This is a genomic window from Streptomyces sp. NPDC007901, from assembly GCF_042959465.1.
In the GTDB taxonomy this organism is placed as follows: Bacteria; Actinomycetota; Actinomycetes; order Streptomycetales; family Streptomycetaceae; genus Streptomyces.
In genome coordinates this window covers 37,529-62,364 of the sequence record NZ_JBIBKW010000035.1, presented here as the reverse complement: position 1 = coordinate 62,364, position 24,836 = coordinate 37,529, and the positions used below count along the sequence as shown (strand labels likewise).

25 protein-coding genes are annotated in these 24,836 nt (G+C 71.1%); 9 read left to right on the top strand and 16 right to left on the bottom strand.

Annotated elements, in window-relative coordinates:
* Positions 1-35 precede the first annotated feature (35 nt).
* Positions 36-260 (bottom strand): phosphopantetheine-binding protein, encoded by a 225-nt coding sequence (locus ACFZDK_RS51915; protein ID WP_390985365.1) that lies wholly within the window; start codon positions 258-260, stop codon positions 36-38.
* Between the two features lie 433 nt (positions 261-693).
* Between ACFZDK_RS51915 and ACFZDK_RS51910 the strand changes: the two genes are divergently transcribed.
* A complete protein-coding gene (locus ACFZDK_RS51910; RefSeq protein ID WP_390985362.1) occupies positions 694-2,277 on the top strand; it encodes an MBL fold metallo-hydrolase in 1,584 nt (527 codons plus the stop codon).
* Between the two features lie 35 nt (positions 2,278-2,312).
* Positions 2,313-3,569: a beta-ketoacyl-ACP synthase II gene (locus ACFZDK_RS51905; protein ID WP_390985359.1), complete on the top strand. Its 1,257-nt coding sequence runs from the start codon at positions 2,313-2,315 to the stop codon at positions 3,567-3,569.
* A 42-nt stretch (positions 3,570-3,611) separates the two neighbouring features.
* On the opposite strand, the gene ACFZDK_RS51900 is transcribed toward ACFZDK_RS51905, so the two are convergent.
* The 10 genes from ACFZDK_RS51900 to ACFZDK_RS51855 all read right to left on the bottom strand — a co-directional run bounded on the left by ACFZDK_RS51900 (position 3,612) and on the right by ACFZDK_RS51855 (position 13,728).
* Positions 3,612-5,420 carry an FtsX-like permease family protein gene (locus ACFZDK_RS51900; protein ID WP_390985356.1) on the bottom strand — a complete coding sequence of 603 codons (1,809 nt, stop codon included), beginning with the start codon at positions 5,418-5,420 and terminating at the stop codon, positions 3,612-3,614.
* 4 nt (positions 5,421-5,424) lie between these two features.
* Entirely contained in the window at positions 5,425-6,171 is a 747-nt protein-coding gene (locus ACFZDK_RS51895; protein WP_390985353.1) for an ATP-binding cassette domain-containing protein, read from the bottom strand.
* Positions 6,168-6,701 (bottom strand): helix-turn-helix transcriptional regulator, encoded by a 534-nt coding sequence (locus ACFZDK_RS51890; RefSeq protein WP_390985350.1) that lies wholly within the window; start codon positions 6,699-6,701, stop codon positions 6,168-6,170. Before ACFZDK_RS51890 ends, ACFZDK_RS51895 begins: the two co-directional genes overlap by 4 nt.
* A gap of 150 nt (positions 6,702-6,851) precedes the next feature.
* Positions 6,852-8,012, bottom strand: a complete 1,161-nt coding sequence (locus ACFZDK_RS51885) for a methyltransferase (protein ID WP_390985346.1) — start codon at positions 8,010-8,012, stop codon at positions 6,852-6,854.
* A 30-nt stretch (positions 8,013-8,042) separates the two neighbouring features.
* Positions 8,043-9,278 carry a beta-ketoacyl-ACP synthase II gene (locus tag ACFZDK_RS51880; RefSeq protein WP_390985343.1) on the bottom strand — a complete coding sequence of 412 codons (1,236 nt, stop codon included), beginning with the start codon at positions 9,276-9,278 and terminating at the stop codon, positions 8,043-8,045.
* A complete protein-coding gene (locus ACFZDK_RS51875; RefSeq protein WP_390985341.1) occupies positions 9,278-9,514 on the bottom strand; it encodes a phosphopantetheine-binding protein in 237 nt (78 codons plus the stop codon). The genes ACFZDK_RS51880 and ACFZDK_RS51875 overlap by 1 nt, the downstream gene beginning before the upstream one ends.
* A gap of 33 nt (positions 9,515-9,547) precedes the next feature.
* Positions 9,548-10,570: a beta-ketoacyl-ACP synthase 3 gene (locus ACFZDK_RS51870; RefSeq protein ID WP_390985338.1), complete on the bottom strand. Its 1,023-nt coding sequence runs from the start codon at positions 10,568-10,570 to the stop codon at positions 9,548-9,550.
* Positions 10,571-10,758: 188 nt separating this feature from the next.
* The gene (locus ACFZDK_RS51865; protein WP_390985335.1) at positions 10,759-11,844 is read right to left on the bottom strand and encodes a sulfotransferase; all 1,086 of its coding nucleotides are present in this window, start codon (positions 11,842-11,844) and stop codon (positions 10,759-10,761) included.
* Positions 11,841-13,031, bottom strand: a complete 1,191-nt coding sequence (locus ACFZDK_RS51860; RefSeq protein WP_390985332.1) for a cytochrome P450 — start codon at positions 13,029-13,031, stop codon at positions 11,841-11,843. Before ACFZDK_RS51860 ends, ACFZDK_RS51865 begins: the two co-directional genes overlap by 4 nt.
* Positions 13,018-13,728 carry a hypothetical protein gene (locus tag ACFZDK_RS51855; RefSeq protein ID WP_390985329.1) on the bottom strand — a complete coding sequence of 237 codons (711 nt, stop codon included), beginning with the start codon at positions 13,726-13,728 and terminating at the stop codon, positions 13,018-13,020. The genes ACFZDK_RS51860 and ACFZDK_RS51855 overlap by 14 nt, the downstream gene beginning before the upstream one ends.
* A gap of 175 nt (positions 13,729-13,903) precedes the next feature.
* Here ACFZDK_RS51855 and ACFZDK_RS51850 point away from each other — a divergent pair, with 175 nt between their 5' ends.
* Both ACFZDK_RS51850 and ACFZDK_RS51845 read left to right on the top strand, forming a co-directional pair.
* Positions 13,904-15,241: a histidine kinase gene (locus tag ACFZDK_RS51850; protein WP_390985326.1), complete on the top strand. Its 1,338-nt coding sequence runs from the start codon at positions 13,904-13,906 to the stop codon at positions 15,239-15,241.
* The gene (locus ACFZDK_RS51845; protein ID WP_390985323.1) at positions 15,229-15,873 is read left to right on the top strand and encodes a response regulator; all 645 of its coding nucleotides are present in this window, start codon (positions 15,229-15,231) and stop codon (positions 15,871-15,873) included. Before ACFZDK_RS51850 ends, ACFZDK_RS51845 begins: the two co-directional genes overlap by 13 nt.
* 407 nt (positions 15,874-16,280) lie before the next feature.
* On the opposite strand, the gene ACFZDK_RS51840 is transcribed toward ACFZDK_RS51845, so the two are convergent.
* On the bottom strand, positions 16,281-16,958 hold the full coding sequence (locus tag ACFZDK_RS51840; protein WP_390985321.1) for a TetR family transcriptional regulator C-terminal domain-containing protein: 678 nt from the start codon (positions 16,956-16,958) through the stop codon (positions 16,281-16,283).
* Entirely contained in the window at positions 16,925-17,179 is a 255-nt protein-coding gene (locus ACFZDK_RS51835; RefSeq protein WP_390985384.1) for a hypothetical protein, read from the bottom strand. Before ACFZDK_RS51835 ends, ACFZDK_RS51840 begins: the two co-directional genes overlap by 34 nt.
* Between ACFZDK_RS51835 and ACFZDK_RS51830 the strand changes: the two genes are divergently transcribed.
* Positions 17,115-17,441, top strand: a complete 327-nt coding sequence (locus ACFZDK_RS51830; protein ID WP_390985382.1) for an ABC transporter permease subunit — start codon at positions 17,115-17,117, stop codon at positions 17,439-17,441. The genes ACFZDK_RS51835 and ACFZDK_RS51830 overlap by 65 nt on opposite strands.
* A gap of 11 nt (positions 17,442-17,452) precedes the next feature.
* Positions 17,453-18,268 (top strand): ABC transporter permease subunit, encoded by an 816-nt coding sequence (locus ACFZDK_RS51825; RefSeq protein WP_390985318.1) that lies wholly within the window; start codon positions 17,453-17,455, stop codon positions 18,266-18,268.
* Positions 18,269-18,300: 32 nt separating this feature from the next.
* On the opposite strand, the gene ACFZDK_RS51820 is transcribed toward ACFZDK_RS51825, so the two are convergent.
* Positions 18,301-18,876, bottom strand: coding sequence for a ferritin-like domain-containing protein (locus ACFZDK_RS51820; RefSeq protein ID WP_390985315.1), 576 nt, complete (start codon positions 18,874-18,876; stop codon positions 18,301-18,303).
* A 240-nt stretch (positions 18,877-19,116) separates the two neighbouring features.
* Here ACFZDK_RS51820 and ACFZDK_RS51815 point away from each other — a divergent pair, with 240 nt between their 5' ends.
* From ACFZDK_RS51815 to ACFZDK_RS51805, 3 genes are all read left to right on the top strand, one after another.
* Positions 19,117-20,478 carry an FAD-dependent oxidoreductase gene (locus ACFZDK_RS51815; protein WP_390985313.1) on the top strand — a complete coding sequence of 454 codons (1,362 nt, stop codon included), beginning with the start codon at positions 19,117-19,119 and terminating at the stop codon, positions 20,476-20,478.
* 129 nt (positions 20,479-20,607) lie between these two features.
* Positions 20,608-20,838, top strand: coding sequence for an N-acetyltransferase (locus ACFZDK_RS51810; protein ID WP_390985380.1), 231 nt, complete (start codon positions 20,608-20,610; stop codon positions 20,836-20,838).
* 31 nt (positions 20,839-20,869) lie between these two features.
* Positions 20,870-22,612, top strand: a complete 1,743-nt coding sequence (locus tag ACFZDK_RS51805; RefSeq protein ID WP_390985311.1) for a pyruvate dehydrogenase — start codon at positions 20,870-20,872, stop codon at positions 22,610-22,612.
* Here the strand turns inward: ACFZDK_RS51805 and ACFZDK_RS51800 are convergent.
* Positions 22,570-23,142 carry a hypothetical protein gene (locus ACFZDK_RS51800; RefSeq protein ID WP_390985308.1) on the bottom strand — a complete coding sequence of 191 codons (573 nt, stop codon included), beginning with the start codon at positions 23,140-23,142 and terminating at the stop codon, positions 22,570-22,572. The two genes, ACFZDK_RS51805 and ACFZDK_RS51800, sit on opposite strands and share 43 nt — an antisense overlap.
* Before the next feature lie 111 nt (positions 23,143-23,253).
* Positions 23,254-24,831, bottom strand: a complete 1,578-nt coding sequence (locus tag ACFZDK_RS51795) for an MFS transporter (RefSeq protein ID WP_390985306.1) — start codon at positions 24,829-24,831, stop codon at positions 23,254-23,256.
* Between the last annotated feature and the right edge of the window lie 5 nt (positions 24,832-24,836).

Below are 24,836 nucleotides of genomic sequence, written 5' to 3'. Positions count from 1 at the left end.
CCCGGTTCCGGGGGAGGCTGGAGTCGACGGCCGCGTCAGGCCGGGGAGCCGCCCGCTGCGGTCTTGTTCAGGAACTGCAGGACGTCGGCGATGCTCTGCCGGCGCAGGGAGTGGAAGTCCAGGTCCTCGAGGTCGAAGTAGAAGCCCAGCCGGTCCTCGAGCATGCTCAGCCATTCGATCGTCTGCAGGGAGTCCAGCCCGACGGATCCGAATTCGACGTCCGCGGACGGCACCAGGAAACCGCGGACTTCGCTCAGCATATCGAGCCCCTCGGACACGGAAACCTGGTCCATAACAGATCCTCTCGTCCTGCCGGTGGCGTCCGCATCAGGAATTCGGCGAGCCCGGAATGACGGCACCGGTTCGGACGGCCCGAAAGGCCGCCGCATCGTCGATGACAGGGACTCCGCACACCCGCCCGGGGCGCAGACGCGTACCACTGTCACACAGCCTGCGAGCGGCGATCAACACCGTTCAACCGCTGCCGGGGACAGCGATCGGCGGGCAGCTCAGGGCGGTGTGACGGGTGTTCAAGTGCATCGGCCGCCGCACTTGAACACCCGTCATTCCCGGCGGTCGGCGCGATGTTGCCCCGTCGGAGACGATGTGCCATCGTGGCCCGAAACTCCGAAGGATATGCAATCCGCCATTCTTCCGGCGACCCGGAAAACAAAAATCAGTGAGAGGTCGGCGATGAGTGAAGAATTCAGATATCTGCACCCGAACTTCATTATCGAGCCGCTGGTCGACGGATTCTATGCCTGGCACCACACGGTGGCGCCGGCTCAGGCGTCGTTGAATCTCGCGAAACTCCAGGTGCCGATGCTGGAGTCGTACCTGCAGAACCCGCAGGTGCACGTCGCCGCGAGCAGCAACCCCGCGCTGCGCGGCGGGTTCTTCGTGAACATACCGGAGGACCGCGCCGGCGAGGTGAAGGACCTGCTGTCCAGGATCAAGACCGAGCGGGCGTCGATGCTCCGCTTCGCCTCGGCGATCGCCGAGGCCGAGGAGATCCTGCGGCAGGGGGCGACCGGGTTCGGCCTCGACGCGCTGTACCCGAAGCTGCCGACCGAGCTGTCCGGTCTGGTGGAACTCGCCTACGACACCAGCAACCAGCCCACCCTGCGGTTCATCGAACCCGCCGCGTACATGAGCCCCGCGTACCTGGAGGACCGGCAGTCGGTCCAGCTGTCGCTGGAGACCGGTGTCGAGCGCCCGTTCATCCTCAGTACGCCCCGGCTGCCGTCCGAGACCGTCCTGGACCTGCCGATCCCGTTCCGGCACGAGGGGCTGTCCGAACTGTTCCGCGCCCGGATCCACGGGACCACGCTCGGTGCGTTGCGCGAGGCCTTCGAACTCGACGACGCCGGTGCGGCCCGCCTGGACTCGATGCTGATCGACGCCCCCGACCTGGCGCCGGACCGGCACATCGACACCGGCGCGCGGATCCGCTACTTCGGACATGCCTGCCTGGTGATGCAGACCCCGGAAGCGGCCCTGGTCACCGACCCGTTCATCAACGGCGACGGCACCGCGACCGATCGCTACACCTATCGGGACCTCCCCGACTACATCGACGTCGTCCTGATCACGCACGGGCACCAGGACCACATCGTGCTGGAGACCCTGCTCCAACTGCGCGGTCGGGTCGGCACGGTGGTCGTTCCGCGCTCCTCGCGCGGCAACCTGTGCGACCCGTCCCTGGCGCTGTACCTGGAGCGTGTCGGTCTGCCCGTCACCGAGGTGGACGACTTCGCCGAGGTGGAGTTCCCCGGCGGCAAGGTGACCGCCACCCCGTTCCTCGGTGAGCACGCGGACCTCGACATCCGCGCGAAGTCGACCTACTGCGTGCGCATCGGCGGAAAGACGCTGTTCGTCGGGGCGGACTCCTCCGGGATCGACCCGGGGCTCTACCGGTACATGCGCGAGCACGTCGGCGAGGTCGACATCGCCTTCCTGGGCATGGAGTGCGCCGGGGCGCCGCTGACCTGGCTGTATCAGGCGCTGTTGACCCGGCCGGTGACCAAGAAGATGAGCGACTCGCGGACCCTGTCGGGCTCGAACGCCGCCCAGGCCGCCGCCATCATGGAGGAGCTCGGTGCCCACGAGGCGTGCATCTACGCCATGGGCGAGGAGAGCTGGCTGGGGCACGTCATGGCGACCAGCTACAACGAGGACTCCTACCAGCTCCAGCAGATCGACGAGTTCCTGTCCTGGTGCGGCGACCGCGGCATCCCGGCCGAACACCTCTACGGGCAGCGGGAGTGGCGCTGGTGACCGCGCGAAGCCTTTCGTCGAGGTCCTGACCGGCCATGGTCCGGCAGCAGGAACATGTACGAGTCGTCGTCACGGGTCTGGGCGCGACCACGCCGCTCGGCGGCGACGTGGCCTCGACGTGGTCGGCGCTGCTCGCCGGGAAGTCGGGGATCCGCCGGCTGGCCGGTGACTGGCCGGCCGACCTTCCGGTACGGATCGGCGGCCTCACGGCCGTCGATCCGGCCTCGGTGGTGACCCGCACCGAACTGCGGACGATGGACCGCAGCACGCACCTGGCACTCGTCGCCGCTCGAGAGGCGTGGCGGGACGCGGGGGCACCGGAGGTGGTTCCGGACCGCCTGGGTGTCTCGGCCGGGACGGCGCTGGGCGGCTACGACTCCTTGCTGGCCGGGTGGGGCCTGCTCACCACGAAGAGCTGGCGGGCCATGTCGCCGTACACGGCACCGCGGGTCATGCCCAACAGCGCCGCCGACTGGATCGGCATCGAGATCGGGGCGCGGGCCGGCAGCCACACCTCGGTCGGCGCGTGCGCCTCCGGTGCCGAGGCGATCGCCTACGGCGTGGAGATGATCCGCTCCGGCCGGGCCGACGTCGTGCTGGCCGGGGGCACCGAGACGCCGGTGACGCCCGTGTGGGGCGGCATGTTCTCGAAGATGCAGGCGCTGTCCTCGTGCGACGACCCCGAGGCGGCGTCCCGCCCCTTCGACCGGTCGAGGGACGGCTTCGTCCTCGCCGAGGGTGCCGGAATGATCGTGCTGGAGTCGGCCGAGCACGCCGCGCGCCGGGGCGCGACCGAGTACGCGGTCGCGGCCGGGATCGGGTACTCCTCGGACGCGTACCACATCGCCGTACCGCAACCGGACGGCTCGGGGCTGGCCGCGGCCATGCGGCGGGCGCTGGCCGACGCCCGCCTGGCACCGGAGCAGGTCGTGCACGTCAACGCGCACGCCACCGCCACGCGCGCGGGAGACGTCGCGGAGGCCGCCGCGATCAGGTCGGCCCTGGGCGACGCCGCGCGCGGGGCGCTCGTCACGGCGACCAAGTCCATGACCGGTCACATGGTGGGCGCGGCGGGGGCGGTCGAGGCGATAGCCGCGATCTGCGCGTTGCGTGCCTCGCTCGCCCCGCCGACCGTGAACCTCGGCGAGCCGGACGCGGACGTCGTCGCCTTCGGGCTCGACATCGCCACCGACGCGCGCGAGTTGCGCGGCGGGCCGGGGATCCGGGCCGCGTTGACGAATTCCTCCGGATTCGGAGGCCACAACGTGGCTCTGGCCTTCACCACGGAATGATCCGCGGGCCGGGTCCGGGCCGGCCCCGGCCCGCCTTCCGCCTCACTCGGACTGCAGCGCCTCGGCCACCGGCCGGCGTGCCGCGAGCCGGGCCGGTGCCGCGGTGAGGCCGGCCACGACGGGTACGGTCGCCACCACGGTCAGCGCGACCTCCACCGCCGACGGGTAGGTCATCGACCCGCCGTGGCGCACCAGCGCGAACAGCCCGATCCCGCCCGGTACTCCGAGCACGGCACCGACGAGGGCCGGCAGGACCTGCGCAGCCGACAGTCCCGCGCTGACCTGCCGTGGCGTGGCCCCCAGTGCGCGGCTGAGCGCCGAAGCATGGCGGGCGTCGAGCACCGTGGCCCAGGTGATGAAGATGACGTTCACCGCGGCCAGCGCGACCAGCATCACCGTCAGTGTCAGCAACACGTCGCTCAGCCGGTCGAACTGGGGGTTGTCCATGCCGACCGCGCCTTCGGCCCGCACATGGGCCCGCGAGGTGAGTACGGCGACCAGTGCGCTCACCGTGATGGTGACGCTCGCGATGCCGAGGAGGGCGCGGCGCGGGCGCCGTGCGGTGAGGCGGATACCCAGCAGCATGGTCACGGGCAGCCGGGCCGAGAGCGCGATCAGCAGCGGAACCCGTTTCGACGGGCGGGCGGAGTCGGCCAGCGCCCGTACGGTGCTGCTCCGCGCGGCGCGCACCGCGGGACGGAGGGTGGAGGCGACCGCCACCGCCACCGCCACGACGACGACGGTCAGTACCGCGCCGACGGTGATCGACGGTGCCCCGGCCGTGCCGATCAGCCCGGCCCCGGGATCGGTCAGCAACGGGGCGGCCAGCCATCCGAGCAGGATGCCGATGCCCGAGGCGACCAGGGCGAGGGCGACGTATTCGGCGAGCAGCACCCCGGCGACCGTCCCGGGGGTGGCCCCGACCGCCTTGAGCAGTCCGACGCGCCGGACCTGGTCCGCCATCCGGCCGCCGACCAGGACGGCCACGCTGGCGACCGCGAGGAGTCCCAGCAGCCAGCTGCCGATCAGCAGGTCGCGCCGTTCGATCTCCACCAGCTTGGTGTCCTGGTCGCTGATGTTGCGCCAGCTGTTCATGAACGGCCCGGACCGGTCGGACGTCGGCGGGTGGGCGGCCATGAACGCGTCGGCGTCGTCGGCGTGCGCGAGCCTGAGGTTGAGGAAGTAGTACAGGGGGTGCGCCTGTGTCGCCAGGCTGCGGGCGTCGGCCTGCGTCACCCAGATCTGTCCGGTCTCCTCGCCCTGTTGCCGGGTGGTGTCCTGCTCACAGCCCGAGGTGCACACCTGGGGGTAGGGCGGGACAGCGGCCGTCACGGCGATGCCGGACACCCGGAACGGCCGGTCGTTCAGCCGTACGGTGTCACCCACCGCGATGCCGACAGACTCGGCGAAGCTCCGTTCGACCACGGCGGAGCCGGTGCCGCCCAGCCAGCTGCCGGATGTGATCTTCGGCTGGTCGACCCGGGCGGTCCCGGTGTCTCGTCCGACGACCTGGGCACCGGCCTTGTGACCCTTGGCCTCCAACGGCGTCCAGGTCGCCGGGAAGGGGCCGCTGGTGGCGGTGACGGCGGGGTCCGCGGCGAGTTTGGTCAGGCCGGGCGCCGTGCCCGAGGAGGCGTCGGAGGCCGAGGGGTAGGAGAGCGCGATGATGTCCGGCCCGGCCGTCGCGCCCCGTGTCTGCTGGTACGGCTGGTCGGTGACGTTGTTGAGTACGAGCCCCAGGGTCAGGGTCGTCATCGCGGCGGTGAACGCCAGGAGCAGCAGGACCGCTTCGGCGCGCCGACGGCGCAGGTCCCGGGCTGCGAGCCGCAGCACGAGCCGGATTCGTCCCATTCCGTTACTCCCCCAGACCCGCGAGTTCGCCGAGCCGGCGCCGCTGGCCGTCCCCGGACAGCCTGGTCTGGCTGACCATCTTGCCGTCGCGCATGGTGACCAGGACGTCCGCGGTGGCGGCGATGCGCTGGTCGTGGGTGACGATGACCAGGGTCTGGCCCGCCTCGTGCAGGTCGTCGAAGAGGCGCAGGACGTCGAGCATGGCCTCGCTGTCGAGGTTGCCCGTCGGCTCGTCCGCGAGGACGACGACCGGCTCGTTCACCAGGGCGCGGGCCACGGCCACGCGTTGCCGCTGGCCGCCGGAGAGCTGGGACGGCAGATGCCCGGCGCGGTCGCCGAGTCCCACACGGTCGAGGAAGTTCTCCGCCCGATGCCGGGCGGTGCGCGCCGAGCTGCCGGCGAGCAGCGCGGGCAGCTCGACGTTCTCCAGGGCCGTGAGTTCCTCCATGAGGTGGAACGACTGGAAGACGAATCCGATCGACTCCCGGCGCAGCCCGGCGAGCCCCCGCTCGGTCATCTGGTCCATGCGCTGGCCTGTCAGCCAGATCTCGCCGGAGGAGGGCCGGTCCAGGCCGCCGAGCAGGTGCAGCAGCGTCGATTTCCCGCAGCCGCTGGGGCCGGTGACGGCCACGGTCTCCCCCGGCGCCACCTCGAGGGAGAAGTCGTCGACCGCGCGCACGAGGCCGTCGCCCGCCCCGTACTCCTTGCGCAGCCCGGAGGCTCGCAGCACACAGTTGTTCTTGTCTGTCATGGGTTGTTCACCTTTCGACCACTCCAACTCTGTTCGCAGGCATCGAGCCAGCGCAGATCTGCCTGGAGCCGCAGCACGATCCCGGTGAGCAGCAGCGCCGCGGGGTCGGAGTCGTCGGCTCTTTCCATGGCCGCGCGTTGGGTGTCCCGCAGCCGCTGCAGGAGCTCGCGCCGCTGGGCGTTCACGATCGCCACGGGGTCGGCGAGTCCCGCCTCGGCGGCGGCGACCAGCTTGAGGTGGAATTCGGTCAGGTCCGGCTTGGGCCAGCTGACTTCGTTGATCCAGTCGTGGACCCGCTCCTGGCCCTTCGCCGTGATCGAGTAGACCTTGCGGTCCGGCCGATCCGGAAGGCCGGGGTCCTGCTCCGAAGAGACGAGGCCCACCTTCTCCAGCCGGGTGAGCGTGACGTAGATCTGGCCGGCGTTCATCGAGTCGCCCAGCGGCCCGAGGGCGTCCCGCAAGCTCACGCGCAGCTGATACCCGTATGCCGACGTCTTGGCCAGCAGGGCGAGTACCACTTCCTGCCTCACGATCCCCCTTAGCTAACGGCTATCCATATAGCTAACCGCTACCATAGCAGGCGTCAACTTCCCGGCAGGGCAGGGCACTTCGGGCCGAACACGCAGGTGGGGGCCGGAGAGAGAGCTCTCCGGCCCCATGGGGTCGAGGTAAGAATCGGGTCAGTTCTCGGCGACGATCACGTGCTGCCCGAGCACGTCCTGCCCGGTCTCGGCGGGCGCCAGCACCGCCACTCGGCCGAAACCCACCTCGGCCAGCAGCGCCGCCCAGGTGGCCCGGTCGGCGAGCGGCGTGCGCGGAATCCGCGTGTCGGCGTCCTCCGTGCGCCACCACCCTTCCAGCAGGCCGAAGGTGAGGGTGGTGAACACCAGCGGCGACGTGATCTCCCGCAGTACCAGCCGGCCGCCGGGGCGCAGCAGGCGCCGCACGTTGGCCAGCGTGGGCCGCAACTCCCGGGTGGCATGCAGGACGTTGGCCGCCACCACGACGTCGAACTCGCCGTCCTCGCAGCCCTGCGCGGCGAGGTCGCCTTCGATGTCGAGGAGCCTGAACTCCATGCCGGGGCCCGTCGCGCCGAACTGCTGCCGCCCGTAACGCAGGAAGCTCGCGGAGATGTCCGAGTACACGTAGTGCAGACGGCCGGCCTCGGGCGGCACCACCGACAGCAGCTCGGCCGTCGTGCCTCCGGTACCGGCTCCGACCTCGAGGATCCGCCGCGGCGCGGGTCCGGCGCCGGCGTCCACGTGGGCGGCGACGGCCTGGGCGACGAGTTCGTTGAGGCGGTCGGAGACCGGGTCGCCGCGGTAGACGCGCTCGACCTTCTCCATCGACCAGCCGGGGAACAGCACCGAGATCGGCTTGGTCTCACCGCGCAGGAGCCTCGGATACTCGCCGAGACAGATCCTGGTCAGCTCCACCTGCGCGGCCACTTCGGGGTAGGCGGCGACGAGTTCGGCGCTCTCCGCCGTGAGGTCCCGTCCGGCGAGATCCCGGACGGTGCCGGTGGCCCGGACGGTGTCCCCGTCGCGTTCGAGGTGCCCGGCGGCGACGAGGATCTCCAGCAACGCGTCCCAGAGGCTCCGGTGCGCCGGCACCACGCCGAGATCGTCGGTCAGGGTGGCGATCCGCCACCCCTCACCGGCCTCGGTGAACGCCCCCATCTCCTGCAGCGCCCGCAGCAGCAGGCGCCCGCTGAGCGTGTCCCGGCGCATCCAGCCCTCGGCCAGCCGCGCGCCGTCGAGGGCGGGGCCGAGGGAACGTCCGGCCAGCGGGTCCCACGCCGCTGCTGCGGCCGGCGACGCGGCGTCGACGGATGCCTTCATGTTCGGTGCCTCCACATCGCTGGACACTTCCTAGGCGCGGGTCATGACGAGGACCGCGTTCTGGCCGCCGAACCCGAACGAATTGCTGAGCGCCACCTCGACGGACAGGTTTCTCGCGGCCTTCGCGACGACGTCCATTTCGACGGCCGGGTCCAGGGACGCCAGGTTGGCGGTGGGCGGAACGCTGCCGTGGGCGAGAGTGAGCGCCGTCACCGCCGCCTCGATCGCCCCGGCGGCGCCGAGCGCGTGGCCGGTGACGCCCTTGGTGGACGTGAGGAGCGGACGTTCCCCGAGCAGGCGGCGCATCGTCCGGGCCTCCACCTCGTCGTTGAGCGGGGTGGCCGTGCCGTGGGCGTTGACGTGGTCGACGTCCGCGGGCGAGAGCGCCGCGTCGCGCAGCGCCGCGGTCACCGCCCTCTCGACCCCGAGTCCGTCGGGGTCGGGCAGGTTCGGGTGCGTTCCGTCGGCCGAGGCGCCGTACCCGCTGAGCCGGGCGTACACCCGGGCGCCCCGTGCCTCGGCGTGCGCCGTCCGTTCGAGGACCAGCACCGCGGCGCCCTCCCCGATCACGAACCCGTCGCGGTCCGCGTCGAACGGCCGGGAGGCCGCGGCGGGGTCGTCGCGCCGGACGGACAGGGCGCCCATGCGGGCGAAGGGGGCGACCACCAGCGGGCAGACGCTCGCCTCCGCTCCCCCGGCCAGTACGACGTCGCAGACCCCCGACCGCAGCAGTTCCCGGGCCGTGCCGAGGGCGGTGGCGCCGGAGGCGCAGGCGGTGGAGGTGACGAGGTTGGGGCCCGCCGCGCCCAGGTCGATGGCGATCTCGCCGGCCACCATGTTCACGGCGGCCTGCGGGATGAGTCGCGGGGAGACGTTCGCCGGGCCGTGTTCGAGGATCCTGCGGCTCTCCCGCTCCCAGGCGATCATGCCGCCCAGCGCGGTGCCCATCACGACACCGACGCGCGCCGGTTCCCAGGCCGAGGTGTCCAACGCCGAGTCGGCAACCGCCTCACGGGCGGCGGCCAGGCCGAACTGGACGTGTCGGTCGAGGCGGAACGCCAGGCGACGGCCGAGCAGCCGGTCGCCGTCGAAGCCGGGGACCCGGTAGGAGAAATCGACGGGTACCCCGTCCAGCTCCGGATCGGTGCTCGCGGTGGACATGCCGGCCAGCACGGTGCGCCAGGTCTCCTCAGTGCCGACGCCCGCCGCCGTCACCAGGCCGAGGCCGGTGACGGCGACGTCGAAGCGGCCGCGCGGGGTGGGCATCAGACGCCCGCGCCCTTACTGGCCAGGAGGGCCGCGGCCGTCCGCAGCGTGTGCCGGGCGGTGAAGTCGTCGTCGCCGACGGTCACTCCGAACTCCTCCTGGGAGATCATCGCGAGTTCCACCAGGCTGATCGAGTCGATGTCCAGCTCGCCGAACGTCAGGTCCGGGTCCACCTCGGCGGACAGGCCGAATCTCGAGGTCAGCAGCGCGGACAGACGCTCCTCGATGGCGTTCATAGCACTCCTCCAGGACGACGAAGGTGATTGCGGTCACTGCACGACGATGTCCGGCCAGACCACTGCCGTAGAGCCCCACGTCGCTCCCCCGCCGAACGCGGTCAGCAGGACACGGGCGCCCGCGCGGAGGGTCCCCCGGGCGACGGCGTCGGCGAGGGCCAGCGGGATGGAGGCGGCGGCGGTGTTGCCCACGCGCTCGACGTTGCTCACCCGGCGCTCGGGCGGGATGCCCAGCCGCTCGCCGACGGCGTCGGTGATCCGGGCGTTCGCCTGGTGGGGCACCAGGCAGTCGACGTCGCCGGGAGTCCAGCCGCGGCGTTCGAGGACCGCCCGCGAGGACGCGGTCATCCGCTCCACGGCGGCTCGGAAGACCGAGCGACCGTGCATGGTGAAGTAGCCGAGTTCCCGGGCCGCGGGATCACCGGAGCGCGACCGGGAACCGCCGTCGGGAATCATGATCAGCTCGCCGAGGGTGCCGTCGCTGCCCAGGTCCATCGGGCCCAGCGCGCCCGGCTCCCGCGCGTCACCGGCACGGAGCACGACGGCCCCCGCGCCGTCCCCGAACACGACCCGGCTGGACCGGTCGTCGGGGTGGAGGATCGTGGAGAACGTGTCCGCGCCGATCAGCAGAACGCGTCGGGCGGCGCCGGTGCTCAGCAGTCCGGCGGCGGTGGCGAGCCCGTACACGAATCCGGTGCAGACGGCCGACAGGTCGAAGGCGGGCGTCCCGGTCATGCCGAGCCTGGACGCCACCTCGGGGGCGGTCGCCGGGCACGGGCGGTCGGGCGTGGCCGTGGCCAGGACGACGAAGTCGACCGAGTCGACGCCCGCCGACTTCAACGCCCGGGCGCCCGCCTCGGTGGCGAGGTCGCCGGTGGCGGTACCCGGGTCGACCACGTGCCGCTGCCGGATGCCGGTACGGCTGACGATCCAGGCGTCGGACGTGTCGAGTTCGGTGCTGAGCTCCGCGTTGGTGACCGCACGCGGCGGCAGACAGGCTCCGAGGCCGGCCACGACGGCAGCGTCCCGGGGTCGCTCCGGCCTCGTGTCCAGCATGGTTCCCCCCGTCCGCGGATACCCCGGCGGCCCCGAGGCGCTCGTACGCGCCGGGCACGCAGCCGAGATTCAGCCGGTTCGGGCCCGGGCCACGAACGTCGGCACGGTGGGATTCTGCCGTGGGGGTCTGCGCGGCGCCCATCGTTCAACTGCGGCGCTCGATCACTTGAACGGCATGCCCGCGGCGGTCAGTGCCAGGCGCCCCGCCCGTAGAGCCGGTTCATCCCCATGCGGCACGAGCGGGTCAGTTCCGCCCACTCCCGCTCCTCGACCTCGGACCGCGCGTCACGGCCCTTCGTGATGCCGGCGGCCTGCCGGTCCTCACGGGCGAGGTCGCGGGCCACGCCGAGGAAGGCGAAGAGCGCGCGGATGCTCTCCCGTGGGCCGCGGACCAGGTCGCCGTAGTCGAGGGAGAGCAGCCGGGGTTCCGGCGGCAGGGCGGGGAACCCCGCGGCCACCATGTTCGACCACATCAGTCCGTACCGGGCCAGCGGAACGTCGAAGCGGTCGAAGGCGGCCCGGGTCAGCCGGCCGGGGGCCAGTTCGGTGAGTGTCTCGTGCCCGGCCGGCACCCCCGACGGGGGTTCGGGGGTGCCGGGCTCCTCCGCGTACGGGTCGTATCCGAACGCGGCGCTCAACATGGCCTGGACGGCGGTGAGTTTGAAGCGTGGATGCCGGCTCATCGACAGCGCGCACTCGCGGCCGTCGCGGAACATGTGGATGACGCGCGCGTCGGGGAACAACCGCAGCAGTGCGGCCGTCTGGCCGAGAGAACCGCCCGATCGTTCCACGACGACGCCGGGCCGGCGCCCGCCGGACAGCGCCTCGAAAAGCCACCACAGGTGCTCCGACAGCGGCTGCCGGGGCAGCGTGGGTGCCTGTGCCTCCAGCGCCGCGTACAGGTCGTCCGGGCGGTCGGTCAGGTGGGGCAGGGTGACTCCCGCGATCGGGGGCAGCTCGGCAGGCCACGCGAACCGGCTTGCCCCGGGGCGGGGTTCGAAGACCGGGTAGGTCACTTCGGGGGCGACCTTGAAGCGCAGCAGCGCGGAGTCCGCCCGATGGGGAGTGCTCAGCAGCCTCCAGAACTCGGCGCCGTCCATCTCGCGTTCGGCGAGGTTGCGGCCGCGCAGCCCGGCGAAGAGCTCGGACACGCTCAGGACGTCGGGGTGTTCGCGCAGCACGCCGGAGAGCGCGGTCGACCCGCAGCGGCCCGTGCCCAGCACCAGGCAGATCGGCGGACGCTCCGCCGTGCCCCAGGCGGACGACACCGTCATCGTGCCTCTTCCCCGGTCCGCTCAGTGTCCCAAGCCACCATCAGCCGGGACAGGCCGCGGGTGGCGAGGCCCTCCTTCCACGTCACGGGTTCGGGGACGGCGGCGAGCCGCAGCGTCGGGAACCGGTTCAACAACCGGGTCAGCACGATACGCAGTTGGAGGGTGGCCAGCGGGGCGCCCAGGCACCGGTGCGCGCCGTGGCCGAACGCGATATGACCGGGGTTGCGGTCCTCCAGCGCCGGCCGCATGGGATCCTCGAACGCCTTCCCGTCGCGGTTGGCGTCCAGGAACGACACGATGACCGCCTCCCCGGTCCCGACCACGACGTCGCCGAGACGCACCGGTTCGAGCGCGATACGTGGGAAGCTGATCAGCGAGGCGGGGTTGAGCCGCATGGCCTCCTCCACCGCGTGCGGCACCAGCTCCGGCCGCTCCCTGAGCCGGGCGACGGTGGGCGGATCGGACAGGATCGACAGCACCATCAGGCCGATCTGGCCGATCGTGGACTGGAATCCGGCCATGAGCAGGGTCAGGCCCATGGTGAGGGTCTCCGTCCTGGACAGCCGGCCCGCCTCCTGCTCACCGAGGAGAGTGCTGAGCAGGTCCTCCTGCGGGTCGCGCCGCTTGTCGCCCAGCAGCCGGGTGATGTAGCGCGCCAGCTCCAGTCGGCGGCGGTACTGGGTCTCCGGTCCGGAGTCGATGTCGAACAGCACCTCGACCCAGCCCTTGAAACGCTCGCTGTCCTCCTCCGGCACGCCCAGCAATGCGCACAGGACCGTGAGCGGAAGGTGGGCCGCGACCGTGGAGACGAAGTCGACGGGTGCCTCGGAGACAGCCATGCGGTCGAGGAGTTCGTCGGTGAGCCGTTCGATGAACGGTGCCATCGCCGCGATCCGGTGCGTGGTGAAGGCGCCGGCCGTGGTGCGTCGCAGCCGGGCGTGCTCCTCGCCGTCCATGCTCATGATCGATTCGGGTACGGGTTCCGAGTCGAGCAGCTTCGGCGCCTGCGCCGCGACCGCTTCCGAGCGGCTGAAGCGACGGTCCGTCAGCACTAAGCGGGACAGCGCGTAGTCGCGCACGAGCCACATGCGGTCTCCGGCCGGAGTGACGATCGACGCGACCCCGCCGGTCGCCGAGCGCAACGCCTCGGGTATCGGCCCCAGGAGGTCCATGTCATGCGTTGTCACCAGCACGCTCCTTCGAGCTCCGGGTGTGTGATGCTGTGGTAGTCGAACCACCGCTCGCCGGGCAACCGTTCCGCTGTGCCGGCCGGTGCCGGTCCGGGCGGACCGCGACGGCTGCCTCGTCGCGCCCGCGCTCGAACCCGGCCACCCTGCCGGTGCCCGTCGCGCCGACGGCGAGCACGGCACAGAGCACGGCCAGCGGGATCTCGGCGCCGACGGCCATGACCATGGCGAGGAGGCGATCGGCCGACGAAGCGGCCGTGGTGATGTCGAACCAGGCGTCGACCAGCAACAGCGTGGCGGTGGCGGTCCCCGTCAGCGCGGCCGTCGGGTGAGCGCGCCGCAGCAGTGATCCCGTCACCGTCAGCCCGAGCGCCTCGGCGGCGTCCAGCCCGACCCACGCGAGGGACCAGTGCGCGGCATGCGCGCTGCGGGGCAGCGTGACCGCCAGGAAGACGAGCCACGGAAGCATCGCCACGCCCATGCCGACCAGCGCGAACCCCGCCCGGCGCCGACCGGGGCCGGCCCGCCCGGCCTGTCGTGAGGCCCGAACATCGCGGGCGAAGGGATCCGCCGCGGCGGCGTTCGCGCTCCCCGTCCGTCCGCGCCTGTCCCGCACGAGAGGCTCGGAGCCCGGGTGGGCCGCGGTGCCGGCGGCCAGGGAGAGGCGGTCGGGCGGCGGACAGCTTCGGATGGTCATGCGCGCCTCCTGGCGTCGTCCCACGGCAGGTGTCCGCCGTCCCGACCAGGGTCGCCATCGAGGAACGGCGCGTCAGTAGCGTGGCGTTCCGGCTCCATGGTGGTGCTGGGTACACCTCGGATCCTGGTGCCGGCGGGACCGACGGCCTGGCCAGGGCTGGCCTATCCTGGGGCGCATGACCGAACCGGGTCCGCCGGATGTGCGTACCTTCCTGGGCAGTGCCCGTACCGGGTGGGAGTCATGGTGGGCGCGGGTACTGCTGGACACCCGCTTCGTGCTCGCAGGGGTGCTGGTCTGCCTTCCCACCGTGGCGGTCCTGTCGGTGTCCTGCCTGTTCATCAGTCCGAAGGCGGTGTCCTCGGTGCTGGTCAACCCGAAGGCCCTGCCTTCCCTGATCCTCGCCCTCGGTACCTCGCTGGTGCTGCTCGCGCTCCTGACGGGTCCTCAGACCACGCTGCAGCGCTGGCGGCTGCGGGTCCTGCGCGGCGTGGTGGTCACCCCCGCCGACGACGGACAGGCGGCGGGACCACGGCCTTCCGGTACCCGCGCGCTGTTCCGGCCGGTCCGGCTCCTGGCCTCCCGGATCACCTGGCGGCAACTCGCCTACCACCTCCTGGCCGCCCCCGCCGCGGCGCTCGGCGGTCTGCTGGTCGTCGCCCTGTGGCTGGCCGGCACGGCAGCGGCGAGCGCGTATGCGTGGGCGTGGGCGGTGCCGGGGGGTGACCGGACGAGCCAGGTCGGCTATCCCGCCGACGCCACGGGCCTGACGGTGGGTGGCCTGATCCTGTTGCTGCTGGCGATGCTCACCTCGCGGACCGTCGCCCGGCTCGACGCCGGTGCCGCGCTGGCGCTGCTCGGGCCCACGCGGGCGCAGTTGGCGAAACGGGTGGAGAACCTGACGGAGAGCCGGGCGGGCCTGGCCGACGCCGCCGACGCGGAACGACGGCGCATCGAACGGGATCTGCACGACGGTGCGCAGCAACGCCTGGTGTCCCTTGCGATCAACCTCGGCCTCGCCCGGGCCACCCTCACCGATCTGCCCGAGGAAGTCTGTCAGGTCCTCGATGCGGCGCACCTGGAGGCGAAGGAGGCCATCGCCGAACTGCGCGACCTCGCCCGCGGGTTGCACCCGGCCGTCCTGGACGACCGCGGGCTCGACGCCGCGTTGTCCGGTGTCGCCGCTCGCTCCCCGGTCCCGGTCCGACTACGGGTGGACCTGCCCCGCCGCCCGTCGCCGACCGTGGAAGCGGTCGCCTACTTCGTGGTGTCCGAGGCACTGGCCAATGTCACGAAGCACGCCCGCGCCTCGCGGGTGGAGGTCACCGTCGGCTCTGTCTCCGATCTTCTACGCGTGAGCGTGACCGACGACGGTGTGGGGGGTGCCGACGCCGCGCGCGGCACCGGTCTGGCAGGTCTGCGCCGGCGTGTCGGCTCGGTGGACGGGCGCCTGCTCGTGAGCAGCCCGCTCGGGGGTCCCACGGTGATCACCGCGGAGCTGCCGTGCGGGCGGTGATCGCGGAGGACTCCGTTCTCCTCCGGCTCGGGCTGGTGCGCGTGCTGGAGACCATGGGCTTCGAGGTCACCGATGTGGTGGGCGATGCCGAGGCGCTGCTGACCGCGGTCGAGACGAGCCGGCCCGACGTGGTGGTCGTGGATGTACGGATGCCTCCGGGCTACTCGGACGAGGGGGTGCGTGCGGCGCTGGTCATCCGCCGGCAGTGGCCGGACGTGGCCGTGCTGTTGCTGTCCCAGTACGTCGAGGAGCGCTACGCGGTGGACCTGCTGACCGCCAACACCTCGGGTATCGGCTACCTGCTCAAGGAACGGGTCACCGATGTCGAGGAGTTCGTCGACTCCCTGCGCCGGGTGGCCGCCGGCGGTACCGCGCTCGACCCCGAGGTCGTCTCCCAGCTGCTGTTGCGTCGGCACAACGACCCGCTCGAACGGCTCACTCCGCGGGAGCGGGACGTACTCGCGCTGATGGCGGAGGGCCGGTCCAACGCCGCCATCGCCGCCGCGCTCAAGGTCAGCGACAGCGCGGTGGCCAAGCACGTGAACAACATCTTCGCCAAGCTCGATCTGCCACCCGACGAGGCCGACCACCGCCGCGTCCTGGCCGTACTCCGCTTCCTCGGCCCGCACTGACCGGCAGAGGAGATCCGTCGGCGCACCGACGTGTTCGGGATCTCCCCGACCGCAGCGCCCTGCTCCGCCTGGTCCGAGCCCGAGCGTCGTGACCCGCTGGCCCCGGTCAAGAGCACCGGTCCCCAACCGGTCCCCACCGATCCCCGAGAATGATCAAGGGCCGGTTTCGGATGCGTCCGAAACCGGCCCTGACCTGCGACTGTCTCCAGTCGGGACGACAGGATTTGAACCTGCGACCCCTTGACCCCCAGTTGTGGAGCCATTGAGCGGCGTGCGACGGGTCGTTCTTCGAAGTCGGTGTTCAGCGTACTCGGCCGAGTAAAGGAGTCTGGGTGCTCCGGCCTCCGCCGGGCGGCCTCGTCCCCTCACCCACCGCCTGCCACGGGCGACGGATCATCGATGCTTCGTCATGTTCGGGGCCCTCGACGGAGTTCCGTCTCGACGAAGTGGTTCATGTGGCGGCGTGCGTCCTTGGTGGTGAGCGGCGGGGCCTGGCGCAGCCGCTGCAGGGCCAGGCCGTCGGCGAGTGCGGCGAAGCGGACCGTGAAGCCATCCAGGTCGTCGCAGCTGAACTCGCCGTCGGCGACGCCTCGTTCGGCCAGCGTGCGGATCTGCTGGTGCCAGGTCTCGTAGCGCCGGTCCTGACCGCGGGCGAACGCCGGATCGGGGTGGTGCTCGCCCGCGTTCCAGTACTCGAACCACATCCGCCAGTGCCGGTCGGTGTCCTCGGTGAACAGCGCGTCCACGAGCAGCCGCAGCCCCTCGGCTCCACTGGTCGCCCGGTCCGCGGCCTCGTTGAGGGCCGCGTAGTACCGCTCGATCTGCAGCACCATCGCCTCGGAGAGGATCTCCTGGACGCTGCCGAAGTGGTAGGTGACCGTGCCGACGGACACCCCGGCAGCGGCCGCGACGTCCCGCACACCGACCGAGGCGTAGCCCCGCTCGGCGATCAGCGGCACCGCGGCCTCGACGATGAGGCGGCGGCGCACCTCGGTGGGCTGCCGGGTGCGGTCGGCGGCGGTGACGGCGCGGCGCGGGCTCCGCTCGGCCTTCATCCCGATGTCCTCGGGGTGGTGCGGTGCCATGCGCGCTTGGCCACTGTCTCTCCGTTCGCCCGTGCCTCGAAGTGACTGTCCATCACGAACTCCGCGGCCGTGGCCCGCAGTTCGGTCCGCGCGACGATCTCCGCGTCCCATGGCCGGCCTTCTTCCTGCTCGCCCGCTTCGCCGCGGGTCAGCCGGATCGTCCACGCGGAGGCGGCGAGGCTGGACGGCGCCGGTCCGCTGGCGTCGTTCCGCCATGTCACCTGGCCACTGCTGCGCCCTGTGGTGAGCGTGGTACTGGTCCTGGGCGTGGTCTACACCCTCAAAGTGCTGGACATCATCCTCGTGGTGACGGGCGGAGGACCGGCAGGCGCCACGGAGACCCTCGCCACCCGGTCCTACGAACTTTCCTTCCAGCAGTTCGAGTTCGGGCGCGGTGCCGCGACGAGCAACGTCCTCATCGTCATCTCGCTGGCGTTCGCCCTTGTCCACCTGCGTGTCAACCGTCGCGCCCGGAACGTCTGAGAGGTGATCCCGTGAAGCGCGCACCGAGGCGTGGCCGACTGTCCACGATCGTCGGGATCGTCCTGATCGCGGTGATGCTGTTTCCCGTCTACTGGATGGTGAACGCCTCCCTGCAGCCGGCGGGCAACACCCTCCAGGGAGGCTGGTTCCCCTTCCATCCGGACTTCAGCGGTTACGCCACGGCGCTGCGCGATCAGGGAGGCAACCTCGTCACCAGTCTCGTCGTATCGCTGGGCAGCGTTGCGCTCAGCCTCGGGCTCGCCGCGCCGGCGGCCTACGCGCTGGCACATCTCCCCGTCCGGGGAATCGACTTCGTGCTCTTCGGCGTTCTGATCACACAGATGGTGCCGGGCATCGTCGTGGCCGACGCTCTCTACGGCGCCTACAACGACCTGGGCCTGCTGAACACCTACCTTGGACTGATCCTCGCCGACTCCACCGCCGGGGTCCCCTTCGCCATCATCGTCCTGCGTTCGTTCATGCAGAACATTCCCAGGGAGATCATCGAGGCCGCGCGTGCAGACGGCGCCGGGAGGCTGCGCACCTTCCGCTCCGTGGTGCTTCCGGTGAGCACAAACGCCTTGATCACGGCTGCGCTCTTCACGTTCCTCTTCACCTGGAGCGACTTCCTCTTCGCCCTCACGCTGACCACCACGGACACCGTCCGGCCGGTCACCCTCGGCATCTACGCATACATAGGCGCCCACACGAACCAGTGGAACGCCATCATGGCCACCGCGGTTCTGGCGTCCGCCCCGACGGCTGTGCTGCTCGTGGTCGCTCAGCGCCACGTTGCCGCCGGGGCCGTCAGCGGTGCCATCAAGTGACGGGGCCGGCGGCGGCGCCTGGGGAATGCCCGTCAGGTTCGGACCAGGGGCGTGTCCACCAGGTGCTCGGCCAGGAACCAGGCTTGCAGCTCGCCGGTGCGGATCACCTGTGAGACCAGGAGGTCGTTGGTGCCGTCGTCACCCAGCTCGGCGGTTCGGGAAGCCGCGTCATGGGCCTGCGTCAGGATGGTCTCGTGGGCCTCGAGCAACCGCGAGAGCATGGCCGGGACTTCCTCCACGCCGTCCGGCGGACGTGGAATCGACGTGATCTCCGCGACGTGCCGGGGATCGCCCACGGCGACCCCGCCCAGGGTCTGGACCCGCTCGGCGATCGTGTCGACGAGTTCCAGCTGTTCTCCCGCATGCTTGTCCAGGAGGAGATGCAGCTGGTAGAAGGTCGCGCCACGCAGCAGCCAGTGGTGCTTCTTGTACAGGCCGTAGAGGATCTGGGTGTCCGCGAGAACCTTGTTCAGGCGCTGGGAGGAGTACATGCGCGCGTCGTACGACAGCCCGAGCGGGAACTGTTTGACGGTCCCGAACTCCTGGATGACCGCGCCCTTCTGATGCAGCCACGGTTGGCTGCCGGCGGGCTTGGAAGTGGTGGTCATGACGCGCCTCCTGGTGCGGTGCTGTGCGTATGCCGACGACGCTAGACCCCGGAGCCGGGGGTGAGTTGACCGGCAGCGCATGCGGTGGTGCCCGTGAACGCACCGACCGTACGGTCCACCCCCAGGTGTTCACTCTCGGGCCCAAGCCCGTGCGCTCAGGGACTCGGGACGCCGTCCCACAGCCTTAACGTCGGTGCCCGGCGGCACGTCGGACCGCCGCCCGCACAGGGAGGCATGGGCATGAACGAGCAGGTGGATGTGGTTGTCGTCGGCCTGGGGCCGGGCGGCGAGTATGTCGCGGGCACGCTGGCCGAGGCGGGGCTCGACGTGGTCGGGGTCGAGGCGGAACTCGTCGGAGGCGAATGCCCGTATTGGGGGTGCGTGCCCAGCAAGATGATGATCCGGGCCGGGAACCTGCTGGCCGAGGCGCGGCGTGTGCCCACCCTCGCGGGACAGGCGGACGTGACTCCGGACTGGGCCCGAGTCGCCGCACGCATCCGCAATGAGGCCACCGACGACTGGAACGACCAGGTGGCGGCCGACCGCCTGGAGGCCAAGGGCGGTCGTCTGGTCCGCGGCAAGGGGTGCCTCGCCGGCCCGCGCAGGGTCGTGGTCGGCAACCGTACGTTCACGGCCCGCCGGGGCGTAGTGCTGGCCACGGGCAGCCGGCCCCGGATTCCCCCGGTGCCCGGGCTCGCCGGGACGCCGTACTGGACCAACCGGGATGCCATGGCCGCCAAGGAGCTGCCGGCGTCGATGGTCGTCCTCGGCGGGGGTGCCATCGGCGTGGAGGTCGCTCAGGTCTTCGCCCGCTTCACCTGCCGTGTGACCGTGGTCGAGGGGCAGCAACGGCTGTTGTCCCAGGAGGAACCGGAAGCGGGGGAACTCGCCGCCGAGGCGCTGCGGGCCGATGGTGTGACCGTCCTGACCGGAGTGCGGGCCCGTCAAGTGAGCCATGACGGGACCGAGTTCACCATCCTGCTCGACGGCTCGGCCGAGTCCCTGCGCGCCGAGCGGCTGCTCGTCGCCACCGGACGTCACGTCGAACTGGCCGGACTGGGCGCCGAGACCGTGGGGCTCGATCCGGCGGCCGGCGCCGTTCCCACGGACGGGCAGATGCGTGCGGCGGAGGGTCTGTGGGCGGTCGGCGACATCACCGGCCGCGGCGCCTTCACCCACGTGTCGATGTACCAGGCTCAGATCGCCGTCCGTGACATCCTGGGCAGCCCCGGTCCCGATGCCGACTACCGGGCTCTGCCCCGCGTCACCTTCACCGATCCCGAGATCGCCGCCGTGGGACTCACCGAGCGCCAGGCCCGCGACCGGGGTCTGCGCGTGCGGACTGCGGTACTGCCCAATGCGTCCTCGACCCGCGGCTGGATCCACGGGCCGGGCGGCGAAGGATTCGTCAAGCTGGTCGAGGACGCAGACCGCAAAATCCTGGTCGGCGCGACCTCGGCGGGACCGGCCGGGGGTGAGCTGCTGTACGGACTGAACGTGGCCGTCCACGCGGAGGTCCCGGTCGAGCGCCTCCAGCACATGATCTACACCTACCCGACGTTCCACCGCGCCGTCGAACCGGTCCTGGCGGCCCTCCGCTGACGGCCGGGTGTCCCGCCCGGCCACCGGCACTCCCAGTAGCCAGTCACCCGACTTCCCAAAGGCACACCCGATGGGCCGGCCCCTCGTCGCTCCGATCGGCGAGCGGGCAGACGCAAGGCCCGTTACGAAATCCTCGTCGACGGCCGGCGCGCGGGCCTGACCGCCCACCGCGACTGCGGTGACCAGCGAGTCTTCTACCGCACGGAAATCGACGAGGCCCACGCCGGACAGGGCCTGGCCGCGCAGCTCGTCCAGCAGGCGCTCACCGAAGTGCGCGCCTTGGGCTGGGCCTTCACCCAGTGCGCTGCCGGAACCGATCTCGTGCGCGGACGGTCAAGCGGTCCCTCTGCTCCTCGCTAGCGTGCGTGATCGAGACGAATCGAGGAGTGCCATGGCCAAGCAGACCATCGCGGAACAGTACGTCGACCTCATGGCCCGCGCCGGCGTGCGCCGTATGTACGGCGTGGTCGGGGACAGCCTGAACCCGGTCGTCGACGCGGTCAGACGACACGACGCCGTGGAGTGGATCCAGGTCCGCCACGAGGAGGTCGCGGCCTTCGCCGCCGGTGCCGAGGCCCAGCTGACCGGCCGGCTCGCGGCCTGCGCCGGCTCCTGCGGACCGGGCAACCTCCACCTGATCAACGGCCTGTACGACGCCCACCGTTCCATGGCGCCGGTGCTCGCGCTGGCCGCCCAGATACCCAGCGGGGAGATCGGCACCGGATACTTCCAGGAGACCCACCCCGACCGGCTGTTCGCGGAATGCAGCCACTACTCGGAACTGATCTCCTCGCCCCGTCAGATGCCGCGCGTGGTGCAGACCGCGATCCAGCACGCCGTCGGCCGACGGGGCGTGTCGGTCGTGTCCCTCTCCGGCGACACCGCCGCCGAGGACTCTCCCGACGCGGCCGCCGAGCTGGCCATGCCGACGGACCTCCCCGCCATCCGCCCCAGCGACCGGGAAATCGCCCGGCTGACCCAGCTGGTGGACTCCGCCGAACGCGTCATGGTGTTCTGCGGCCGAGGCGTCGCCGGCGCCCACGCCGAGGTGATGGCCTTCGCCGAGAAGGTCAAGGCGCCGGTCGGACACGCGCTGCGGGGCAAGGAGCACATTCAGTACGACAACCCCTACGACGTCGGCATGTCCGGCCTGCTCGGCTACGGGGCCGCGTACGAGGCCATGCACGAGTGCGACCTGCTGCTGCTTCTCGGAACGGACTTCCCGTACACGGACTTCCTGCCGCGGCAGGTGCGGACGGTGCAGGTCGACGTGCAGCCCGAGCGGCTCGGGCGGCGTACTCAACTCGACTTCGCCGTCTGGGGGGACGTACGCGAGACACTGCGGTGCCTCACCCCTGCGGTGCGGGAGAAGCCGTCGCGCCGGTTCCTCGACCGCATGCTGGAGCGGCACACCCATGCGCTCGAGGGCGCCGTGAGCGCCTACACGCGCAACGTCGAGAAGCACACCCCGATCCACCCCGAGTACGTGGCCTCAGTACTCGACGAGGAAGCCGCCGATGACGCGGTCTTCACCGTCGACACCGGGATGTGCTGTGTGTGGGCGGCCCGCTACCTGACGCCTAACGGCCGGCGCCGCATCCTCGGCTCGTTCGTACACGGTTCGATGGCCAACGCGCTGCCGCAGGCCATCGGTGCGCAGTTCCTCGACCGCGGGCGGCAGGTCGTCTCCCTATCCGGCGACGGCGGATTCTCCATGCTCCTGGGCGACTTCCTGACGCTCGTCCAGTACGACCTGCCGGTGAAAGTGGTTGTCTTCAACAACTCCTCACTGGGCATGGTCGACCTGGAGATGCTGGTCGACGGCCTGCCCCCGCACGGCACGACATACGCGCACACCGACTACGCCGCCATCGCCGCGGCGGCAGGCGCACACGGCATCCGGGTCGAGAAGCCCACCGCCGTACGCGACGCGCTGCGCGATGCCTTCGCCCATGACGGGCCCGCGCTGGTCGACATCGTCACCGATCCCGCCGCACTGGCCGTCCCGCCGAAGATCACGGCCGATCAGATCAGCGGCTTCGCCCTGTCGGCGAGCCGGACCGTTCTCTCCGGCGGCGTCGGCCGCATGGTTCATCTGGCCCGGGCCAACCTGCGCAACATTCCGCGCCCTTGAGCGCGGCCCCAGCCTTGACTCCTCATCAGCCGTTTGCCAGCGCGGCACGTTCGATGCTCGCAGCGAACAAACGACATGCCCTGTTCCTCGACAAAGGCGAGGAACAGGTTCGTGGGATGCGCCGTCACCGAGTTCGTGTACTCGCAGGTTTCGCTGTCGATGGGGCGCACGCTGAGATCCCAGACCACCTGGACCTTGCTGCGTCCCGCGGGGGTGAAGCCGTCCGAGACGGACACCAGCCGGCAGTGGTGCCGCTCGACGATCTCACCCACGTAGTGCTGGATCATGAGGCTGGTGCCGATCATCTCCACGTTGATCGACATCGGCCGTCCGTCGTCGGTGGTCGTGGAGCCGGCCGCGATGTGGTCCGGCGGGGCGCACCGCTGGTATTCGGCTTCGGGCAGGGAGAAGACCCAGCTCGCGACGTCGATCTTCTCGAGCGGTGCGTGGATGGTGTGGCTGTAGGACGAGTTGGACAGGAGGAGGTCCGTCAGGACTTCCAGTGCGGCTTCGGATGCTGTCTTGGGCATGCCGATCTCCCAACCAGGCCGCGGCACGCAAGCGATGCTGGGTACGGTCCCGGCCGGCCCGTTGCCGAGGAGCGCATGCCGTGCTGTCCAGAAGCGCACGGCTGTTGCCGGCTAATCCTCCGGCGAGCGGGCGAGCTCTTGAGCCGAGACGGCGTTGCCGGTATTCGGTACGACAGGTCCCGACATGGCGTCGAAGGCATGGGTCACCTCCGGGGCGGTACCCGGGACGAGGAGTCGACGAGCCTGCTCCTCGTAGCGGCGGTCGGTGGCGGTGAGCCGGCTGTGATGCTGGGCGAGATGCTCCGACCAGGACGCGACCAGGTAGTTCTCGATGAACCGTGCCGGATCGTTGCCGTCCTGGTAGAGACCCCAGGTGAAGGCGCCTGTGCGCCGTCGTGAACGGGCGACCTGGTCCATGTGTGTGGTGAAGGGGGCCTGGTTCTCTGGAGCGACCCGATAGGTGACGGAGATCAGCACCGGGCCGTCGGCCGGTCCGGGCTCGAACACCAGCGGGGGAACGGGCCAGTGGTCGGACGGCGACGGGTCGATACGGGCGGCGTCATGCAGCGGCCACCGGCGCACGCTGACCGCGCTGACCAGCATCAGGACGCTGCCGGTCAGGAGGGAGGCGACAAGTCCCAGCCAGTCGGCCAGGGCACCCCACAGTGGTGCCGTCAGAGCCTGCGCGCCCTGGAAGACCAGGAGATAGACGCCGAGTCCGCGGGCCCTGACCCAGCCCGGAAGACGTGTCTGCACGGCCGCGTTGAGGGTGGACAGCACCGCGATCCAGGCAACACCGGCGGGCAGCAGTACCACCGCCACCAGCCATGGAATCGGGACCGTGGCCAGCACCGCCAGGACGCAGGCGAAGACCAGGGCGCCGACGGCGAGAGTGCCGTTGGCACCGACGACGCGACGCAGCCGCGGCAACACGAAGGCGCCCCCCACGGCGCCCACGCCCACCGCGCCCAGCAGCAGCCCGTATCCGTCCGGGCCGAGGCCGAGAGAGCGGCTCGCCATCACCGGGAGAAGTGACCACAGAGCGGCACCACCGGGAATGAACAGGAGCGTGCGCAGGAGGACTCGGCGGACGCCCGGCGCGTGCCACACATAGCGGCGACCGGCGTACAGGGCGGCCAGCAGCTTCTCGTCCCCGGCGGCGGGAGAGGCCGCCGCGGGTCGCCGCCACAGCAGGAGGACGGCCGCGATGCCCAGGTAGGAGGCGGCGTTGAAGGCGAAGACCCACCCCGCGCCCGCCGCCGCGACCACCACGCCACCGAGCGCGGGGCCCACGGCGCGGGCCAGATTCATGTTCACGGCACCGAGCGCGGCCGCCTCAGGGAGCCGGCGGCGTTCCACCAGCTCCGGCTGGATCGCCTGCCAGGCCGGGCCCATCAGCGCGGTACCGCAGCCCAGAAGGAAGGTGAGCGCGAGCAGCGGAACCGCAGTGAGGGCGTCCATGAAGGCCAGCACCGTCAGCACACAGGAGACCGCGAGCATGGCGAACTGTGCGGTCAGCAGCACCCTACGCCGGTCGAAGCGGTCGGCGATCACGCCGGAGGGCAGGGCCAGCAGCACGATGGGAAGACTGGAGGCCGTCTGAACGAGCGTCACCAGAGCGGCGCTGTCCCCGATCAGCAGCCACTGGGCTCCCACCGTCTGCATCCAGCTGCCGATGTTGGAGACCAACTGGG

Excerpts from the sequence above, each read along its gene's own strand:
- ACFZDK_RS51840 (WP_390985321.1), bottom strand. The coding sequence starts at position 16,958 with ATGGCACCGCACCACCCCGAGGACATCGGGATGAAGGCCGAGCGGAGC.
- ACFZDK_RS51870 (WP_390985338.1), bottom strand. The coding sequence starts at position 10,570 with ATGCTGGACACGAGGCCGGAGCGACCCCGGGACGCTGCCGTCGTGGCC.
- ACFZDK_RS51805 (WP_390985311.1), top strand. The coding sequence starts at position 20,870 with ATGGCCAAGCAGACCATCGCGGAACAGTACGTCGACCTCATGGCCCGC.
- ACFZDK_RS51885 (WP_390985346.1), bottom strand. The coding sequence starts at position 8,012 with ATGAAGGCATCCGTCGACGCCGCGTCGCCGGCCGCAGCAGCGGCGTGG.
- ACFZDK_RS51880 (WP_390985343.1), bottom strand. The coding sequence starts at position 9,278 with ATGCCCACCCCGCGCGGCCGCTTCGACGTCGCCGTCACCGGCCTCGGC.
- ACFZDK_RS51820 (WP_390985315.1), bottom strand. The coding sequence starts at position 18,876 with ATGACCACCACTTCCAAGCCCGCCGGCAGCCAACCGTGGCTGCATCAG.
- ACFZDK_RS51900 (WP_390985356.1), bottom strand. The coding sequence starts at position 5,420 with ATGGGACGAATCCGGCTCGTGCTGCGGCTCGCAGCCCGGGACCTGCGC.
- ACFZDK_RS51915 (WP_390985365.1), bottom strand. The coding sequence starts at position 260 with ATGCTGAGCGAAGTCCGCGGTTTCCTGGTGCCGTCCGCGGACGTCGAA.
- ACFZDK_RS51875 (WP_390985341.1), bottom strand. The coding sequence starts at position 9,514 with ATGAACGCCATCGAGGAGCGTCTGTCCGCGCTGCTGACCTCGAGATTC.
- ACFZDK_RS51865 (WP_390985335.1), bottom strand. The coding sequence starts at position 11,844 with ATGACGGTGTCGTCCGCCTGGGGCACGGCGGAGCGTCCGCCGATCTGC.
- ACFZDK_RS51800 (WP_390985308.1), bottom strand. The coding sequence starts at position 23,142 with ATGCCCAAGACAGCATCCGAAGCCGCACTGGAAGTCCTGACGGACCTC.
- ACFZDK_RS51855 (WP_390985329.1), bottom strand. The coding sequence starts at position 13,728 with ATGACCATCCGAAGCTGTCCGCCGCCCGACCGCCTCTCCCTGGCCGCC.
- ACFZDK_RS51910 (WP_390985362.1), top strand. The coding sequence starts at position 694 with ATGAGTGAAGAATTCAGATATCTGCACCCGAACTTCATTATCGAGCCG.
- ACFZDK_RS51905 (WP_390985359.1), top strand. The coding sequence starts at position 2,313 with ATGGTCCGGCAGCAGGAACATGTACGAGTCGTCGTCACGGGTCTGGGC.
- ACFZDK_RS51850 (WP_390985326.1), top strand. The coding sequence starts at position 13,904 with ATGACCGAACCGGGTCCGCCGGATGTGCGTACCTTCCTGGGCAGTGCC.
- ACFZDK_RS51815 (WP_390985313.1), top strand. The coding sequence starts at position 19,117 with ATGAACGAGCAGGTGGATGTGGTTGTCGTCGGCCTGGGGCCGGGCGGC.
- ACFZDK_RS51895 (WP_390985353.1), bottom strand. The coding sequence starts at position 6,171 with ATGACAGACAAGAACAACTGTGTGCTGCGAGCCTCCGGGCTGCGCAAG.